11 protein-coding genes and 1 pseudogene are annotated in these 19801 nt (G+C 50.6%); 10 read left to right on the top strand and 2 right to left on the bottom strand.

Translation table 11 applies throughout. The features are described 5' to 3' along the window. Nucleotides 1-497 precede the first annotated feature (497 nt). The 10 genes and pseudogenes from gltB (CEQ48_RS07155) to CEQ48_RS07110 all read left to right on the top strand — a co-directional run bounded on the left by gltB (CEQ48_RS07155) (nucleotide 498) and on the right by CEQ48_RS07110 (nucleotide 17730). A complete protein-coding gene (gene gltB, locus CEQ48_RS07155) occupies nucleotides 498-5042 on the top strand; it encodes a glutamate synthase large subunit (protein ID WP_198301224.1) in 4545 nt (1514 codons plus the stop codon). Then, nucleotides 5043-6512, top strand: a complete 1470-nt coding sequence (locus tag CEQ48_RS07150) for a glutamate synthase subunit beta (RefSeq protein ID WP_000513711.1) — start codon at nucleotides 5043-5045, stop codon at nucleotides 6510-6512. Nucleotides 6513-6919: 407 nt separating this feature from the next. Beyond that, complete coding sequence (gene gltB, locus CEQ48_RS07145) at nucleotides 6920-11383, top strand: glutamate synthase large subunit (protein ID WP_089070760.1); 4464 nt, start codon at nucleotides 6920-6922, stop codon at nucleotides 11381-11383. A gap of 18 nt (nucleotides 11384-11401) precedes the next feature. Next, entirely contained in the window at nucleotides 11402-12814 is a 1413-nt protein-coding gene (locus tag CEQ48_RS07140) for a glutamate synthase small subunit GltD family protein (protein WP_089070759.1), read from the top strand. 186 nt (nucleotides 12815-13000) lie between these two features. Then, a complete protein-coding gene (locus tag CEQ48_RS07135; RefSeq protein ID WP_001907022.1) occupies nucleotides 13001-13435 on the top strand; it encodes a DUF1499 domain-containing protein in 435 nt (144 codons plus the stop codon). Nucleotides 13436-13522: 87 nt separating this feature from the next. Then, nucleotides 13523-14218 (top strand): 5'-methylthioadenosine/S-adenosylhomocysteine nucleosidase, encoded by a 696-nt coding sequence (mtnN, locus tag CEQ48_RS07130; RefSeq protein ID WP_089070758.1) that lies wholly within the window; start codon nucleotides 13523-13525, stop codon nucleotides 14216-14218. 12 nt (nucleotides 14219-14230) lie between these two features. Then, on the top strand, nucleotides 14231-15184 hold the full coding sequence (locus CEQ48_RS07125; protein ID WP_089070757.1) for a cobalamin biosynthesis family protein: 954 nt from the start codon (nucleotides 14231-14233) through the stop codon (nucleotides 15182-15184). Further along, nucleotides 15185-16016 (top strand): annotated as a pseudogene (gene btuF, locus CEQ48_RS07120) (vitamin B12 ABC transporter substrate-binding protein BtuF). A gap of 82 nt (nucleotides 16017-16098) precedes the next feature. Beyond that, the gene (locus CEQ48_RS07115) at nucleotides 16099-16719 is read left to right on the top strand and encodes a TRIC cation channel family protein (RefSeq protein WP_000381501.1); all 621 of its coding nucleotides are present in this window, start codon (nucleotides 16099-16101) and stop codon (nucleotides 16717-16719) included. 150 nt (nucleotides 16720-16869) lie between these two features. Then, nucleotides 16870-17730, top strand: coding sequence for a LysR family transcriptional regulator (locus CEQ48_RS07110; RefSeq protein WP_089070756.1), 861 nt, complete (start codon nucleotides 16870-16872; stop codon nucleotides 17728-17730). On the opposite strand, the gene CEQ48_RS07105 is transcribed toward CEQ48_RS07110, so the two are convergent. Both CEQ48_RS07105 and CEQ48_RS07100 read right to left on the bottom strand, forming a co-directional pair. Beyond that, on the bottom strand, nucleotides 17660-18445 hold the full coding sequence (locus CEQ48_RS07105; protein ID WP_089070755.1) for a TSUP family transporter: 786 nt from the start codon (nucleotides 18443-18445) through the stop codon (nucleotides 17660-17662). The two genes, CEQ48_RS07110 and CEQ48_RS07105, sit on opposite strands and share 71 nt — an antisense overlap. A gap of 420 nt (nucleotides 18446-18865) precedes the next feature. Beyond that, the gene (locus CEQ48_RS07100; RefSeq protein ID WP_176224104.1) at nucleotides 18866-19801 is read right to left on the bottom strand and encodes a nucleotidyl transferase AbiEii/AbiGii toxin family protein; all 936 of its coding nucleotides are present in this window, start codon (nucleotides 19799-19801) and stop codon (nucleotides 18866-18868) included.

The raw sequence follows: 19801 nt of genomic DNA, 5'->3' as shown, positions 1-19801 counted from the left end.
TTTAATCCCTCGCGTTTGATTTCAAACAGCGTCAAATCAATAAATAGGCATAAAATAAACACTATTTGCATTTTGTTGCTAGTTTGTTAAACAAAACATTCATCTAGCTGTAAAAAAATAAACCAAACCGCAGACTTTTCGTTGGAATTTGCGCCAGCAAAATTGTAGGATACTTTCAGTTTTCCGTGCTTTTTTGCTCAATTAATTACAAAAAACGCGGCAGACTATCGGTGATATTCCACACCTACCAAAAGAATCCACTAGTAAAGTGGCTCAACAACAGGAATGTCACTAAGGATTGTCTTTCTCACAATATATTTCCTGTGAGAGACGGAAAGGACGCGGATCTGCTCCCTAAGCAGATTTCACTCAAAACAAAAAAGGACAGGACGTATCGCCCAAGCGACTCATTCAGCAGATGCTGCATGAAGCGTAGTGGGAATAACTGAGTGCAAACTCAGTGCGGTTGCGTCCTCAATAACTGGAAGGATGTATCTATGGTAGATAAAGCGCAACGTTCGCGTGGTCTTTATACGCCTGAGCTGGAGCATGATGCTTGTGGCATCGGCTTTGTCGCTCACCTGAAAAATCGCAAGTCTCATCAGGTGGTCACTCAAGCTTTGGACATGCTCGCACGCATGGAACACCGTGGCGGTCAGGGTTGTGACCCTTGCAGCGGTGACGGTGCGGGTATTTTGTTGCAAAAACCTCACGAATTTTTACTCGAAGAAGCGGTTAAACTGGGTATTAAGCTGCCTTCATTCGAAAAGTACGGTGTTGGTGTGGTGCTGTTCCCGAAAGATGAACATAAACGCGCCCAATGCCGCGACATTCTAGAGCGTAATGCCAAACGCCTTGATCTGGATGTGATTGGCTACCGTGTTTTGCCAACCAATAACAGCATGCTAGGTGCCGACCCCCTCAGTACCGAACCACAATTTGAACACGTGTTCATTTCTGGCGGCCCGGGTATGCAGCCTGACGAGCTAGAACGCAAGCTGTACGTGCTGCGTAACTACACAGTTCGCGTCTGCCTTGAGAGCGTGTCGAACATCGGTGATGATTTTTATATCAACTCGATGTCGTACAAAACCTTGGTCTATAAAGGTCAGTTGACTACCGAGCAAGTACCGCAATACTTCCTCGATTTGCAAAATCCGACCATGGTCACTGCACTGGCGCTGGTGCACTCGCGTTTTTCTACCAACACCTTCCCGAAATGGCGACTGGCTCAGCCTTTCCGCTACATCGCGCACAACGGTGAGATCAACACGGTTCGCGGTAACTTAAACTGGATGAAAGCGCGCGAAGCGATTTTACAATCCAAACTGTTTACTCAAGCTGAAATCGATATGCTGCTGCCTATCTGCCAAGAAGGCGCATCCGATTCTGCTAGCTTTGACATGGTGCTCGAACTGCTGGTGCTTTCCGGTCGCAGCTTGCCTCACGCTCTGATGATGATGATCCCGGAAGCATGGCAAGAAAACAAAGCGATGGATCCCAAGCGCCGCGCTTTCTACCAGTACCATGCCAACGTCATGGAACCATGGGACGGCCCTGCATCAGTGTGCTTTACCGATGGGGTACAAGTGGGCGCCACGCTGGATCGTAACGGTCTGCGTCCGTCTCGTTATACCGTAACCAAAGATGATTTCCTGATCATGGCTTCCGAATCTGGCGTAGTGGAAATTGATCCGGCCAATGTGGAATACCGTGGTCGTCTGCAACCGGGACGTATCTTTGTTGCTGACCTAGAGCAAGGCCGTATCATCTCTGATGAAGAAGTCAAAGACGGCATCGCTTGCGCGCAGCCTTATGAAAAATGGGTAGAAGAAAACCTACTCAGCTTGAAAAAGCTGCCGGATGCCGACAACGTACACAGCCAACCGTCGCCAGAGCGTCTACTTCATCGCCAACAAGCGTTTGGGGTAAGTAGCGAAGAGGTCAATGACATCATTCTGACCCTAGCACAAACCGGTTATGAGCCTCTCGGTTCGATGGGTGCAGACTGGCCAGTGGCCGTGCTGTCGCACCAATCTCAGCATCTTTCAAACTACTTTAAGCAGTTGTTTGCTCAGGTGACGAACCCACCGATCGACCCGATCCGTGAACGCATGGTGATGTCGCTTAACACCTATATCGGTCGCGATCAAAACTTGCTTTCTGAAACGCCTGCTCACTGCCGTAAGGTTGAGCTGGAATCACCTGTGATTTCTAACGCTGAGTTGGAAAAACTGCGTGCAATTGATAACGAGCACCTACAAGCCAAAACGTTGGACATCGTATTTCGTGCCAGCGACGAACCAGGCAAGCTAGAGCGTGCTCTGAAACGTATTTGCCAATACGCGGAAGATGCGGTGATTGATGGCTACTCGATCATTTTGCTGACCGACCGCGCGGTGAACTCCAACCATGCCGCCATCCCAGCGATGCTGGCCGTGGGCGCAGTGCACCATCACCTGATCCGCAAAGGTCTGCGTTCTAAATGCGGCATTGTGGTCGAAACTGGTGATGCGCGTGAAACGCACCACTTTGCTACCCTACTCGGCTACGGCGCGAACGCTGTTAACCCGTATCTTGTGGTGGAAACCATCGTTGACCTCAAACGTCAGAAGAAACTCGATGCTGATATTTCGGTTGAGAAATACTTCGAAAACTATCGTAAAGGCGTTAATGGCGGCTTGCTGAAGATCTTCTCAAAAATGGGAATTTCAACGCTGCAGTCTTATCACGGTGCACAGATTTTTGAAGCGCTCGGGATCAGCAAAGCGGTGGTGGACAAATACTTCACCGGCACCATCACCCGTATTCAAGGTTTAACCCTCGACGATATCGCCAAAGAAGTGTTGGTTCGTCATCGCATTGGCTACCCAACGCGCGAAATCCCACTGCAAGTGTTGGATGTCGGCGGCGTGTATCAATGGAAACAGCGCGGTGAACAACATCTGTTTAACCCAGAAACCATTCACCTGCTGCAGGAGTCCACTCGCCATAAAAACTACCCGCAATTTAAGAAATATGCGGCAGCGGTTGATAGCCAAGGCGATAAAGCGGTGACTCTGCGCAGCCAGCTCGATTTTGTGAAAAATCCTGCGGGTTCGATTCCGATTGAGGAAGTGGAACCGATCGAAAGCATTGTGAAGCGCTTTGCAACGGGTGCAATGTCGTTCGGTTCTATCTCTTACGAAGCGCACTCCACACTGGCGATTGCGATGAACCGCTTAGGCGCGAAATCCAACTCCGGTGAGGGTGGTGAAGACCCAATGCGTTTTGAACTGAATGCGAATGGCGATTCAGAACGCTCAGCGATCAAGCAAGTGGCTTCTGGCCGTTTCGGCGTGACCTCTTACTACCTGACCAACGCGGATGAAATCCAGATCAAGATGGCGCAAGGGGCGAAACCGGGCGAAGGCGGTCAGCTACCTGGCGATAAAGTCGATGAATGGATCGGGGCAACTCGTCATTCCACACCAGGAGTTGGCCTGATTTCGCCACCACCGCACCACGACATTTACTCTATCGAAGACTTAGCCCAGCTGATTTTCGATCTGAAAAATGCCAACCGTAAAGGCCGCGTCAACGTCAAACTGGTTTCTGAAGCCGGTGTCGGCACCATCGCTTCTGGTGTAGCCAAAGCTAAAGCTGACGTAGTTCTGATTGCAGGTCACGATGGCGGTACGGGTGCATCACCCATATCTTCGATCCGTCATACCGGTTTGCCTTGGGAACTGGGTCTGGCTGAAACCCACCAGACTCTGCTCAAAAACGGTCTGCGTAACCGCATCGTGGTGCAAGCTGATGGACAGATGAAAACCCCACGCGATATCGCGATTGCGGTACTGTTGGGTGCAGAAGAATGGGGCGTCGCAACCGCAGCGCTGGTGGTTGAAGGCTGTATCATGATGCGTAAGTGTCACAAAAACACTTGCCCTGTCGGTATCGCCACACAAAACAAAACGCTACGTGAGCGTTTTGCTGGCCGTGTGGATGACGTTGTGACCTTCTTCCAATACATGGCACAAGGTCTGCGTGAAATCATGGCAGAACTGGGTTTCCGCACCATCAATGACATGGTTGGCCAAGCGCACAAACTCAAAGTGCGTGATGATGTGGGTCACTGGAAATATAAGAATCTCGATCTGTCGCCAATCCTCTTTATTGAGCAGCCGCGCAGTGTCGATGGTATTTACTGTCAGACTCAGCAAAACCATCAGCTTGAAAGCGTACTGGATCGCACCTTGATCCAATTAGCGACACCCGCCCTTGAGCGTGGTGAAGCCGTCAAAGCCGAACTGCCGATCATCAACACCGATCGCAGTACCGGTACTATGCTGTCGAACGAAATCTGTAAGGTTTACAAAGACCAAGGCTTACCACAGCCAATGCAGGTGAAATTCAACGGCAGTGCGGGACAATCTTTTGGAGCCTTCCTGACCAAAGGCGTTTACTTCGAAGTGGAAGGCGATGCTAACGACTACTGGGGTAAAGGTCTCTCTGGTGGCACGCTGGTGCTCTACCCGAACCGTAACGCCACCATAGTTCCGGAAGAGAACATTGTCGTCGGTAACGTCTGTTTCTACGGCGCAACCTCTGGCGAATCTTACATTCGCGGCCTAGCGGGCGAGCGTTTCTGCGTGCGTAACTCAGGTGCCAAAGTGGTGGTAGAAGGGATCGGCGATCACGGCTGTGAATACATGACCGGCGGTGTCGCAGTGATCCTCGGTTCAACCGGCCGTAACTTCGCCGCAGGTATGAGTGGCGGCGTGGCTTACGTGTGGGATAAATCTGGCGATTTCCAATCTAAGCTCAATGCTGAATTGGTTGATCTGGACCCTATCGAAGCGGAAGACAGAGCCCTACTCAAAGAAATGTTAACCAAGCATGTTCAATTCACAGGAAGTGAAGTGGCCAAAGCATTCCTTGCCAGCTTTGACGCAAGCCTAGCCACTATGGTCAAGGTCATGCCGCGTGATTACAAAGCGGTACTGCAAAAGCGTAAAGCACAGGAGCAACAAGCCACATTAGCAGCGGAGGCGGTATAAATGGGTAAAGCAACCGGATTTTTAGAATTTGGTCGTGAACTGCCGAAAAAAATCGACCCGGCAGAGCGCATCAAAAACAACAAAGAGTTTGTTCTTAACCAAGAGTTTGGTAAGAAGATCAATCAGCAAGCTTCACGTTGTATGGATTGTGGTGTGCCGTTTTGTCATAACGGCTGCCCGATTGGCAACATCATTCCCGAGTTTAACGATGCGGTGTATCGCGACAGTTGGGAAGAGGCTTGGAATATTCTGAGCTCGACCAACAACTTCCCAGAGTTTACCGGTCGTGTCTGCCCTGCACCTTGTGAAACCGCTTGTGTGCTTGGCATTAACCAAGATCCGATCACCATCTGTAACATTGAAAAAACCATTGTGGAACGTGCTTACCAAGAAGGCTATGCCAAGCCGAAAACGCCACGTTCACGCACCGGTAAAACGGTCGCCATCATTGGCTCAGGCCCTGCGGGGCTGGCCGCGGCGGAGCAGTTGAATGCCGCGGGTCATAGCGTCACCGTGTTTGAGCGGGATGAAAAAGTCGGCGGCTTGCTGCGCTTTGGGATTCCGGATTTCAAACTCGGTATGGATGTGATTGATCGCAAAATCAATCTGATGGAGCAAGCGGGCGTTAAGTTCGTGGTCAATGCGCATATCGGTGTAGACATCAACGCTCAACAGTTGCGTCAGGAGTTTGATGCAGTATTGCTGACTGGCGGCTCAACCGTACCACGCGATCTGAGCATTCCCGGACGTGATCTGAAAGGCGTTTACTTCGCGATGCAGTTCCTCGCGCAAAATAACCGCCGAGCCAATGGCATGGATCTGAAAGGTGAAGAGATCCACGCTAAAGGCAAACATGTGGTAGTGATCGGAGGCGGCGATACAGGCTCCGACTGTGTCGGCACCTCTAACCGCCACGGCGCTGCGAGTATCACTCAAGTGGAGATCATGCCGATCCCACCGCAAAAGCGCCCAGTGAATATGCCTTGGCCGCAATATCCGATGATTCTGCGCACCTCCACCTCTCATGAAGAAGGCTGTGAGCGTCATTGGAATATCCTCACCAAAGAGTTCATTGGTAATGAACAAGGTGAAGTGACCGGTCTACGCATCGCTGACATCGTTTGGAAAGATGCAGCCCCTGGTGAGCGACCAAGCTTTGACGAAGTGGCAGGCAGTGAACGCGTCATTCCTTGTGATATGGCATTTCTGGCGATGGGCTTCTTGCATCCAGAGCCACACGGCGTGCTTGCTCAGTTGGGAATTAAGCTCGATGAGCGCGGCAATGTGGCGACGCAAGATTTTGCGACCAACCAAAAAGGCGTATTCGCCGCAGGCGATATGCGCACAGGCCAATCACTGGTGGTACGTTGCATCAACGAAGGACGTGAATGTGCGCGAGCCGTTGACACCTTCTTGATGGGCAATACCCACCTTGAAGCTAAAGCTGACTCATTAATGCTTTCAGCGTAAGTGAGTACCAAGGCGTGAGTCATACATCCTGACCCACGCCTTAACGTGAACGTTTCCTTCCATATTGTTTTACTTCGGCCAGCATTCCCTGCTGGCCTTTTTTACGTCTATTCTCATTGCACGGGATAAAAACTCAAGTTATCTGCAACTGGCAAAAAACTATCTTATTGAATAAAAAGAAGTTATCTGAAGTATTCCTCGGCAAATCTCCATCAAACCCTATTTTTAACCAATAACTTGACCTTTTGCACAATAAGCTATAGGTTGTGAATTCGGTGAAAATAAAACCCCGCAAAAATGTTAATTAATTAACCTAAAATGTTAGTTAAATATTCAAAATATAAAAATTCAAATGAATAGTTAGTCATTTACTGTCTGGGTGACAGAGAAGCAAAGGGAGAATTGCAATGGCTCTATACGATCCAAGTCTTGAAAAAGACAACTGTGGATTCGGCTTGATCGCGCACATGGAAGGGCAAGCCAGCCACAAACTCGTTCGTACCGCAATTTCAGCACTTGATCGCATGACTCACCGTGGCGGTATCGCCGCCGATGGTAAAACCGGTGATGGCTGTGGTCTGTTGCTGCAAAAACCTGACTCTTATTTGCGCCTGATCGCAGAAGAGCAACATTGGAAACTCAGCAAACAGTACGCGATTGGCATGCTGTTTCTCAGCCGAGATCCACACAAAGCGCAGCTGGCACAGCAAATTGTTAACCAAGAACTCGCTAAAGAAACCTTAAGCGTGGCAGGTTGGCGCAAAGTGCCCACCAACCCGAAAGTGCTTGGCCCGATAGCCCTCGACTCTTTACCCGATATTCAACAAGTCTTTATCTCTGCCCCGGCCGGTTGGCGTGAGCGCGATGTCGAGCGCCGTCTGTATATTGCGCGTCGTCGCATTGAAAAACAGATTACGGATGATCGCGATTTCTACATCTGTTCGCTCTCGACTCAAGTGTTGGTTTACAAAGGCCTGTGCATGCCAGCAGACCTACCACGCTTTTATCTCGACTTAGCCGACCTGCGTATGGAATCGGCGATTTGCTTGTTCCACCAACGTTTCTCCACCAATACTCAGCCACGCTGGCCGCTGGCTCAGCCGTTTCGCTATCTGGCGCACAATGGCGAAATCAACACCATTGAAGGTAACCGCCAGTGGGCACGTGCACGGGCTTATAAATTCGCGTCACCGCTACTGCCCGATTTGCAAAGCGCCGCCCCTTTTGTGAATGAAACGGGTTCGGACTCTTCAAGCCTAGACAACATGCTGGATCTGTTTTTAGCCGGCGGGATGGATATTTTCCGTGCGATGCGCATGCTGGTTCCGCCCGCATGGCAAAACCATCCGGATATGGATCCGGATCTGCGTGCTTTCTACGATTTCAACTCCAAACACATGGAGCCTTGGGATGGCCCGGCTGGGATCGTGCTGTCCGATGGTCGCTACGCGGCATGTAACCTTGACCGCAACGGCCTGCGTCCTGCGCGTTATGTGATCACCAAAGATAAGCTCATTACCCTCGCCTCCGAAGTCGGGATTTGGGATTACGCACCGGATGAAGTGTCTGAAAAAGGTCGTGTGGGCCCCGGCGAGCTGCTGGTGATCGACACTCGCAAAGGCAAAATTTGGCAATCGAGTGAAATTGATAACGACCTAAAAAGCCGTCACCCCTATCGTGAGTGGATGGAAAATAACGTCCATAAACTGACACCCTTTTCACAGTTGCCCGACGATAAGGTTGGTGAGCGCAGCTTTGATTCTGACTTGCTAAAAACCTATCAAAAGCAGTTTGCGATGAGCAACGAAGAGATCGATCAAATCCTGCGCGTGCTGGGCGATATGGCGCAAGAAGCGGTCGGTTCCATGGGGGATGACACGCCGATGGCGGTGCTTTCTTCCAAAGAGCGCCTGATCAGCGATTATTTCCGCCAAAAATTCGCTCAGGTGACCAACCCACCGATCGATCCACTGCGTGAAAAACATGTGATGTCGCTGGCCACCAGCATCGGCCAAGAGATGAACGTATTTTGCGAAACCGATGGCCACGCACATCGCGTCACCTTTGATTCGCCGATCCTGCTCTACTCGGATATGCAGCAGTTACTGACGCTCAGCGATCAGCACTATCGCAACACCATTCTTGACATCAACTTCGATCCGCAAGAGAAAAATCTCAAACAAGCGGTATTGGATTTGTGTGACAAGGCCGAACAAGTGGTGCGCGAAGGCACCGTTTTAGTTGTGCTCTCCGACCGCGCATTAACCGCGGATCGCCTGCCGATCCCCGCTGCAATGGCGGTCGGTGCAGTACAAGCTCGTCTGGTGGAAGCCAATTTACGCTGCGATGCCAACATCGTTATTGAAACCGGTGCCGCGCGCGATCCACACCACTTTGCGGTGCTGATCGGCTTTGGTGCGACGGCCGTTTATCCTTACCTCGCCTACGAAACGCTGGGCAAAATGATTGATGATGGCGCGCTGCAAAAGAGCTATCGCGAAGTGATGCAGAATTACCAATACGGCATCAACAAAGGTCTGTACAAAATCATGTCCAAAATGGGCATTTCGACTGTGGCCTCTTATCGCTGCTCACAACTGTTTGAAGCGGTGGGTCTACACCGCGATGTGGTTGAGCTCTGCTTTAAAGGGGTTACCACCCGCATTCAAGGCGCGAACTTCGACGATTTTGAGCAAGATCTGTTTAATCTGTCACGTAAAGCATGGACAAAACGTAAACCTCTCGAACACGGCGGTTTACTCAAATACGTTCACGGTGGCGAATTCCACGCCTACAACCCAGATGTGGTTGGCACACTACAAAAAGCGGTCAAATCCGGCGCAACCATGGATTACCGTGAGTTTGCTCAGCAAGTCAACCAGCGCCCTGTCGCCATGCTGCGTGATTTGCTGCGTTTGAAAACCTCGGATAAACCGCTGCCACTGGAGCATATCGAGCCCGCCAGTGATCTCTACAAACGCTTTGACTCAGCAGCGATATCGATTGGCGCGTTAAGCCCAGAAGCACACGAAGCGTTGGCCACTGCGATGAACCGCCTAGGCGGCTATTCCAACTCAGGTGAAGGTGGTGAAGATCCACGCCGTTTTGGTACTGAGCGTAACTCGCGTATCAAGCAAGTCGCTTCTGGCCGCTTCGGGGTAACACCGCACTATCTAACCAATGCCGATGTGCTGCAAATTAAAGTGGCGCAAGGGGCCAAACCCGGTGAAGGCGGTCAGCTTCCGGGGCATAAAGTCACGGCGGAGATCGCCAAACTGCGTTACTCGGTTCCCGGTGTGACTTTAATTTCGCCGCCGCCGCATCACGATATCTACTCGATTGAAGATTTGGCGCAGCTGATTTTCGATCTAAAACAGATCAACCCGAAAGCCTTGGTCTCGGTCAAGCTCGTCTCTGAGCCGGGCGTTGGCACGATTGCCACTGGTGTGGCAAAAGCCTACGCCGACCTTATCACCATCTCAGGTTATGACGGCGGCACCGCAGCCAGCCCGCTCACTTCCGTAAAATATGCGGGAAGCCCGTGGGAGCTCGGTTTAGCGGAAACGCAACAAGCCTTGGTCGCCAACGGTCTGCGTCACAAGATCCGTCTACAAGTCGATGGCGGTTTGAAAACCGGATTGGATGTGATCAAAGGAGCGATTTTAGGCGCGGAAAGTTTTGGTTTTGGTACTGCGCCTATGGTCGCGATGGGGTGTAAATTCTTGCGTATTTGCCACCTCAACAACTGTGCAACCGGTGTGGCAACGCAGGATGAAACGCTGCGCAAAGATTACTTCAAAGGTCTGCCAGAGATGGTGATGAACTATTTCAAAGGGTTAGCTGAAGAAGTGCGCGGATATCTGGCCGAATTGGGCGTTGAGAAGCTCACCGACCTCATCGGCCGCACCGATCTACTGGAAGTGGTGGAAGGCATGACCGCGAAACAGAGCAAATTGGATCTCTCCGATCTGCTCGAAGCACCTGTGTCACCACAAAATCTGCCACTGTACTGCACCGAACCGAACACGCCGTTTGATAAAGGGGCACTTAACCAGAAAATCGTCGAAGATGCGCTAGCAGCCGTGGAAAACCAGCAATCGCAGGAGCTCTATTACAACGTGATCAACACCGACCGTTCGATTGGCGCGCGTCTGTCTGGTGAAATCGCGAAACGTTACGGCAATCTCGGCGTCGCCACCTCGCCCATCAAGGTCGTCCTCAATGGTACCGCAGGGCAATCGTTCGGAGTCTGGAACGCAGGTGGTCTTGAGCTGTATCTCACCGGTGATGCCAACGACTATGTCGGTAAAGGCATGGCTGGTGGCAAAATTGTGATTCGCCCTCACCAAGGCACCGCTTTTGTGTGTAACGAAGCGACCATTATCGGCAACACCTGCTTGTATGGCGCAACGGGCGGTAAACTGTTTGCCGCAGGTAAAGCTGGCGAGCGTTTCGCGGTGCGCAACTCCGGCACGATTGCGGTGATTGAAGGCGCTGGCGATAACGCCTGTGAATATATGACCGGTGGCATCGTCGCCATTTTAGGCGCAACGGGCGTGAACTTTGGCGCAGGCATGACCGGCGGCTTTGCTTACGTACTCGATGAGAATGGCGATTTCCAAGGCCGAGTCAATGATGAATCCGTTGAAGCGGTAGCCTTGACCGACTTATATATCCATCAAGAGCATCTGCGCGGTTTGATTGCTGAACATCTCGAAGAGACTGGTTCCGCCCACGCAGAGCGAATTTTGGCGAACTTTGATGAATGGATTCCGAAGTTCTATCTGATCAAACCACAAGCAGCGGACTTACGTACCCTGCTCGGCCATCAGAGCCGCAGCGCAGCTGAACTGCGCGTGCAAGCACAATAATTGGAAGGAGCCTGATTGATGAGCCAAAACGTTTACCAATTTATCGATGTCAATCGTGTGGATCCGGCCAAAAAACCGCTGCACATCCGCAAAATTGAGTTTGTCGAAATTTACGAGCCCTTTACTAAGCAACAAGCCACCGCACAGGCCGATCGCTGCCTAGATTGTGGTAACCCTTACTGTGAATGGAAGTGCCCAGTACACAACTACATTCCGCAGTGGTTAAAGCTCGCCAATGAAGGACGCATCCTCGAAGCGGCCGATTTGGCGCACCAGACCAACAGCTTGCCTGAAGTGTGTGGCCGGGTTTGCCCGCAAGATAGACTGTGCGAAGGTTCATGTACCTTGAATGCGGATTTCGGTGCCGTCACCATTGGCAACATCGAAAAATACATTACGGATACTGCCTTCGAAATGGGCTGGAAACCCGATATGTCCAACGTGGTCTGGACCGACAAAAAAGTCGCGATCATCGGCGCGGGCCCTGCCGGTCTTGCCGCCGCGGACATTCTGGTTCGCAACGGTGTACGACCTGTCGTGTTTGATCGCTATCCCGAAATCGGCGGTCTGCTCACCTTTGGCATCCCCTCATTCAAACTTGAAAAAGGGGTAATGGAAAATCGTCGCCGCATTTTTAGCGAGATGGGTATCGAGTTTCGTCTCAATGTCGAAGTCGGCCAAGACATCACACTGCAGCAACTGCTGGATGAGTACGATGCAGTATTTCTCGGCGTCGGCACTTATCAATATATGCGCGCAGGCTTAGCCAACGAAGACGCCCCCAGCGTTTATGATGCACTGCCGTTTTTGATCTCCAATACCTATAAAGTGATGGAGCTTGCAAGTGATACGCCGTTCATTGATATGGCAGGAAAAAATGTCGTGGTGCTCGGCGGTGGTGATACGGCGATGGACTGCGTGCGCACCTCGATTCGCCAAGGCGCATCTCGCGTGATCTGTGCTTATCGCCGTGACGAAGAAAACATGCCCGGCTCACGCCGTGAAGTGAAAAACGCCAAAGAAGAAGGCGTTGAATTTATGTTTAACTTGCAGCCGCTGGGAATTGAAGTGAATGCCCAAGGCCAAGTGACTGGCGTGAAAGTGGTCAAAACCGCGCTTGGGGAACCGGATGCGGCAGGTCGTCGCAAACCTGAACCGGTCGCAGGCAGTGAGCACGTCTTGCCTGCCGATGCCGTCATCATGGCGTTTGGTTTCCAACCGCACAAAATGGCTTGGCTAGAACCGTTTGATGTCGAGCTCGATCAATGGGGACGCATCAAAGCCCCTGCCAAGCAGACTTACCAGTATCAAACCACCAATCCCAAGATTTTTGCTGGTGGTGATGCGGTTCGCGGCTCGGATCTAGTGGTCACGGCCATTGATGAAGGACGCAAAGCTGCCGAGGGAATTCTCGACTATCTTGGAGTCTAGCTCACAGTTTTGGGATTAGATCGAAGTAAACAACAAAGGATTCATAGTGTTATGGATCCTTTTTTATTTTTGCTACCTATAATGAGCACAAAATAGATTGATAACCCTAAACGATTTGCAGTGGCGGACACTCCATCTGCCACCTCATGTGAATGGGGGATCTGAGATGAGAGTGAGCTTACCAACATGCACCCATCGTTTTATGCCATTATTGCTGCCTTTTCGCTTACCGCCTGCAGTCAGGGAGTCGATTCTATGCCAGACCGCACCGCCACGCCTTGCGCCAATCGACCGAACTGTGTTTCAACTCAAGATGAGCGGGATAAATTTAACCTTGCACCGTTTATTTTGCGCCCTGGGGTCACGATTGATCAGGTTGAACGGATTGCCCTTTCTCTTCCTGGTGCAGTGACCGCTGAAAAAAATGCCCAGTATCTCCGTATCGAATGCACCTCCAAAGTATTCCGCTTCGTCGATGATCTGGAACTCAAAATCGAACAAGATCACTTATGGGTTCGTTCTGAATCGCGGATTGGCTACAGTGATTTTGGAGTGAATCGTCGCCGCGCTGAAGAGCTGCGCGAAAAGCTCACGCTGTCTGGTTTACTTGAGCAACCCTAATCTCGATCGCCCCTAATCTCGATCGATTGCGTGCGCTCATGCTACACTGCGGCCTGTTTTCCTATTGATAGATGAAAGAGAGCCCCTATGAAAATCGGCATCATCGGCGCAATGCAACAAGAAGTCGCCATTCTGAAAGATCTCATCGAAGACGTGCAAGAAGTTAACCAAGCCGGTTGTACTTTTTACAGCGGTCAAATCCAAGGTGTCGACGTCGTTTTACTGCAATCAGGCATTGGTAAAGTCTCGGCAGCATTAGGCACCGCTTTGCTGATTAGCCAGTATGCGCCGGATGTGGTGATCAATACGGGTTCTGCGGGCGGCTTTGACGCAAGTTTGAATGTGGGTGATGTGGTCATTTCAAGCGAAGTGCGCCATCACGATGCGGATGTGACTGCATTTGGTTATGAAATTGGCCAAATGGCGGGCCAACCCGCTGCCTTTAAAGCCGACGAGAAATTGATGACAGTGGCGGAACAAGCGCTGGCTCAATTGCCAGATACTCATGCGGTGCGCGGCCTTATCTGTACCGGTGATGCGTTTGTATGCACCGCTGAACGTCAGCAATTTATTCGCCAACATTTCCCAAGCGTTGTTGCGGTAGAAATGGAAGCCTCTGCGATTGCGCAAACTTGTCACCAATTCAAGGTGCCCTTTGTGGTGGTTCGCGCGATTTCTGACGTTGCTGATAAAGAATCTCCACTGTCGTTTGAAGAGTTCTTGCCACTGGCCGCCAAAAGCTCTTCCGCTATGGTGCTGAAAATGGTCGAACTGCTCAAATAAGCGAGTTCATTAATGGAAACTGGGTTTTCCCACTTTTATGCCAATGGTGCGCTCCTCGTGATGTGGGGCGCACTCTTATTTCATCTGCTGCTGCCTATTCCTCATGCTGCGCATCCAGTCACTTTGTGGCACAAGTTTGCTGAACTGCTGGCAAGTAAGGTCAACACACCAGCCAGTTATGCGCAAAATCTCCTGTCTGGCGCCCTCGCATGGGGGTTGATGATTTTCCCGACGATGGCACTTCTTTGGGCACTCAAACCCTTAGTCTGGCAACCACAACTGTTTGATTTAGCGCTGCTGCTTCTGTCATTAGATTGGCGACGCCAAGAGACTTTAGCCAATCAACTGGCACAAGCTCTCGCGAAAGAGGACAAGCCGCAAGCACGTGCCTTATTACGACCTTTTGTCAATCGCCAAACCACGACACTATCCGCGCTGGGGCTTGGCAAGGCTGGGGTGGAAACCTTAGTCATGGGCTTTGGCCGTAACGTGATTGGCGTGCTGTTTTGGTATGGTGCACTGGGCGGCAGCGGCGCATTCTTGTATCGCTTAATTGCCGAGCTGGCTCGTGCTTGGTCACCGTCGCGCACCACCTTCCAACCGTTTGGTTTTACTGCGGTGCGTATTCTCGCGCTGCTTGATTGGTTGCCACTGCGCCTATTTAGTTTGTTGATCATTCTCGGTAAACAAGCGGGGACGATTTTCAAAGCGGTACTTGAACAAAGCCGCAGTTGGCCACTACCGGGACCGGCTTGGCTACTGTGTGCGGTTGGCAATAAATTGCAGCTCGCCTTAGGCGGCCCTGCGATTTATGGTGAGCAAAAAAGCGTACGCGCCAAAATTGGCGGACGCATCGCCCCAGCGGCGATTCATATTGCGCAAGTGCAAAGCCTTATCGCGTGGCGTATTTTTGTCTGGATTGCGCTAGAAAGTTTACTGTTACTACTGATTTATCGCGGAGTATAAATGCTTGTTATCCGGCTTATCGCCTGCACGTTTCTGTTCATCACCCCAAGCTTATTGGCCAAGCCTTTTCCCGCCGAGCGCATCATCAGCCTTGCCCCTCACGCGACAGAAATTGCTTATACTGCTGGCTTGGGCGATAAGTTGGTTGCGGTGAGCGAGTACAGCGACTATCCGCCACAAGCGCTCGAACTGGAGCGCGTCGCCAATCATCAAACCATCAATATCGAGAAAATCCTGACGCTCAAACCCGATTTGATCATCGCTTGGCCAGCGGGCAATCCACCGCGTGAATTGGCCAAACTGCGCCAACTCGGTTTTACGATTTACGATTCACAAACCAAAACACTGGATGAAATTGCGAATAATATTGAAGCATTGAGTCACTATTCGGCCACCCCTGAGGTTGGGCAAAAAGCGGCACACGACTTTCGGCAACGTTTACAGGATTTACGCACGCAATACGCGAGCAATCAGCCGATCCGTTATTTCTATCAACTCAGTGAAAAACCCATTATCACCCTAGCTCAAGGTCACTGGCCAAGTGAAGTTTTTAGCCTCTGTGGCGGCGTCAATATTTTTGCCGACAGTGAGGTGCCCTATCCGCAAGTGAGCATAGAGCAAGTTTTGGTCAAACAGCCGCAAGTGATTTTTACCTCTCAGCATGCGATAGCCAATGGCCATATGTGGCAAGCTTGGCAGGCTGAGCTCAGCGCCGTGCAAAAAAAAACAGGTTTGGGCACTCAATTCTGACTGGTTAAACCGCCCAACCCCCAGAACCTTGGATGCGGTAGAGCAAGTGTGCACATACCTCAAAATTGCACAAAAGCAGTAACTTTAGCGGATTAAATCTCGTAAAATCCGCCCCAATTTGCCTGCTCGATATTTTTCATCGTTGTGTAGATAGTGAGACCGCTTTGGATACTTCTCTGCTTTATCTGATTGATATGTTTGGTACTGCCGTTTTTGCGGTTTCTGGAGTGCTCTTAGCGGGGCGTTTGAAAATGGATCCGTTTGGCGTCATGGTCCTCGCCAGCGTGACCGCGATTGGTGGCGGCACCATTCGCGATATGGCGCTCGGAGCTACTCCGGTATTTTGGATCAAAGACACCAACTACCTGTGGGTGATTATGATCACCTGCGCCCTGACCATGCTACTGGTGCGTCGCCCGAAAAGACTCGCGTGGTGGATTTTGCCCGTGTGCGATGCGATTGGCCTTGCGGTTTTCGTCGGGATCGGGGTTGAAAAAGCGCTGATCTATCAAGATTCCGCCTTAATCGCGATCATTATGGGCGTGATAACGGGCTGCGGCGGTGGAATTATCCGCGATGTCCTCGCCCGAGAAATTCCTATGGTGCTGCGCAGTGAAGTGTACGCGACCGCCTGTATTATCGGTGGCATTTTCCACACTACCGCACTGGCGATGGGCTACAGCAGCTCGACTGCTCTGCTCTCTGGCGTTTTTTCCACGCTCTTAATTCGTCTCGGAGCGATCCGCTGGCACCTTTCTCTGCCAACCTTTGCCCTGACCAAATAACAGGCTCGGCACCTAACGCCCCATGCGAGGTGCCGCTATCCCAAAAATCTCCCCATATTTAAAGCTCAGTTCACTTTGTGAGCTTAATGCACGACCTCGCTTGAGATTCCACATACAATCCCCGCATCTATTCCCATTTGTCATCAACACATGTTACTCGAAGGCATTGAAACCTTACTGGTGCTCAGCAAAGAAAAAACCATGAGCCGAACCGGTAGTCAGCTCTATATCAGCCAGTCAGCAGTCAGTAAACGCATTGCGAACTTAGAGAAAAAACTCGGCAAAAAACTGATTGTTCCAGCGGGGCGACATATCAAATTGACCGCGGATGCCGAGCAATTAATTGCCAGCATCGGCCCCACCTTTAATGAGTTGCATGGTTTGATTTTCGAGCAGCAGACACTGGAAGATAACACGCTGCTGCGTATGGATTGCTCGGAGACATTAGTCGCGGGTTATCTTGGCCAGACGATGGGGCAACATCGAAAGCAGGATCCGCATTGGGTGATCACCACCAACCACACACCGCGAATTGTCGAGAATGTGCAGTCTGGCAAAGCCACCTTAGGCTTTTGTGCCGGCTATCTGCCCGCCAATCACGGTTTGCTGATCTTTCATCTAGGTGATGAGCCATTTACCGTAATTAGCCAAGCGCCGCTGCACGCACTGCCAAGTGAGCTTATCACCAATGATTTGGCCAATCCCGCCAATACCTACCAAGCGGCTATGCTGCACAAACAAGGCATTCGACCCGCGATGGAGATGGACTCTTACACCGCGGCGGCGCAGCTCGCGCTCGGCGGCATGTTACCAGCCCTAGTGCCACGCTCGATTGTCAGTACCCTAAAAATTGAGCCGCAACACTGCTTTGATTTTGCTGAACTCGCCGATCTGACTCGGCCGATTCATATTTGTCTGCGGGCCAGCCGGTATCGCAGCTCTAGAGTCCAAGCATTGATAACAGCGCTGCTTGATGCTGTTCCCAAAGCAGTTTTAGCGCCATCAGCATAGACATGGTGATCACCAACGGTCGGATCCAACGCTGCCCTTTGCTGATCACCACTTTTGCGCCCATACGAGCGCCGATAAACCCGCCAACCGCCATGGTTAAGCCAATTTCCCAAATCGGCAAACCGGCGATTAAGAAAAAGGTCAACGCGGCAATGTTGGACGTAAAATTGAGTACCTTAGTGCGAGCGGTGGCTTCCACCAAACTAAAATGCCCCAAAGCCACAAAGCAGACGGTAAAAATTGAGCCAGTACCGGGGCCAAAAAAACCATCATAAAAACCGATACCAAAACCCACCGTGAAAGCAAACGCGGTTTCGGATAAAGGCGCAGGCCCTGTGTGCGTTTTGGTGGTCGGTGCCAATAAGAAATAGAGCGAAATTCCGAGCAGTAACAGGGGGATAAGGCTGGTTAGCAAAGTGGCATCAATATATTGTACTGCTTCTGCGCCAAGCGCCGCGCCGACAAAAGTACAAGCAATCGCCAATCGCATCGCTTTTAGGCTCACAACGCCCTTGCGCACAAAATAGAGCGTGGCCGAAAAGCTACCAAAGGAGCTTTGCAGTTTGTTGGTCGCCAGAGCTTGAGTCGGCGGCACCCCTGCGGCCAGCAAGGCAGGTAAAGTCAGCAAACCGCCACCGCCCGCCATGGCATCAATAAATCCCGCAACGCCCGCCACTAAAAACAGCAGCCCCAATACTTCCAGTGAAAGTTCCATTTCTAATCAACATCTTGAATGACAAAGCCCAACAGTATCACTGCTCAAAACATCAAAACAGCGAAACGCAAGACGACAATCTATTCCATTTATTCATCGATATTACACATATCCCTGTTACTCGCCCCTCCCCTAGAGGGGAGGGAACTGAATGGTGATCGCTTGGAGTTTACTGCTTATTTTGAATATCGAGGGCTGACACGTTTGTGGACAGAAATGAGCTGGAGTATTCGCTCGCAAGCGCCTTTTTCGGATAACTTAAATTTGGGGAAACTATCAACTAGCCTAGTAAGCTCATCAACCACATCTTTATAGCTATGTGGTTGATGAGATAGAGGAGGTAACCAACTTAGACTTTTTCAGCATAGAACCTCTACAACTGAGAGTGTAGCCCAAAAGCAACAGTAGGCATCAGAAAGGTTAGCTAATAAGCTGCTCTGAAATAGCTTTGAATGAGGCAAAACAGGTATCAAAGTCATGTGGTTCTGTGTTGTAAACCATTGGGGCAACAAACGCGTCAAAACGTTTACGAAACTCCTCGTTGGTTTCTAGCTCTTCTAATCCTAGTTTTAACTCATTGCGCGGATCATCGACAAACTCCGGATGTTGATTGCCATATCGCGTCTTGTCCTCTTCCAAAACGGTATCAAACATCGGCTTTAATACGCCCATATTAATCGTATGCTCGGCGCTAATACAGTGAACATCGTAGATATGACGAACCAATGTTTCGTCATCCTTACGCTGTGGATCACGCTTAACTGACATGGTGCGACGCAACATGGAAAGCACTTTTTCAACCAACGTCGAGTCAATGGATATACACGACATTGCGCTTACTTCGGCAGGTTGATTGTAGCTCTGCGCGACCAGCGATGAAATAGAGCGAGGCTCAACGCCCTGAAGTTCAATTGTCTCGATAAATTCCAGTTTGATATAAGGTCTTAGACACGGTGCTTGATGGTATTGTTGTGGGTACTCTATTTCGATTTCAACATAGCGATAACTATCACGTACCGTTTTATCACTATAATTCAGATAAGTGTGGTCAATTAACCTCGCTATGACTTGTTCGACTAACGCTTTGCGAGCTTTTATCTTCGCACCTGTGCCCTTATCGAGAAATTCCTGAGTTGGAATCAATTTGATGTCGACGTCTTCAGACATTCGCAGAATCTTAATATTGGACTTGGCCAAAGCTGTTCCACCTGAAAAAACAAGCTGGTGGTGCTTACTTTCCACGCTTTCCAACATGGCAAGCAGAGACACCACCCAATAGTCCTTTTCCGTGATCGACGGGTTACCTAACTCGAGGGCATCAGATACTTCAAGAAATTGTTTTTTTAGTTTTGGTAT

This window comes from Vibrio tarriae (assembly GCF_002216685.1).
Classification (GTDB): domain Bacteria; phylum Pseudomonadota; class Gammaproteobacteria; order Enterobacterales; family Vibrionaceae; genus Vibrio; species Vibrio tarriae.
Note: the sequence above shows the minus strand (reverse complement) of the source record. Positions and strands in the feature narration are given on the sequence as shown.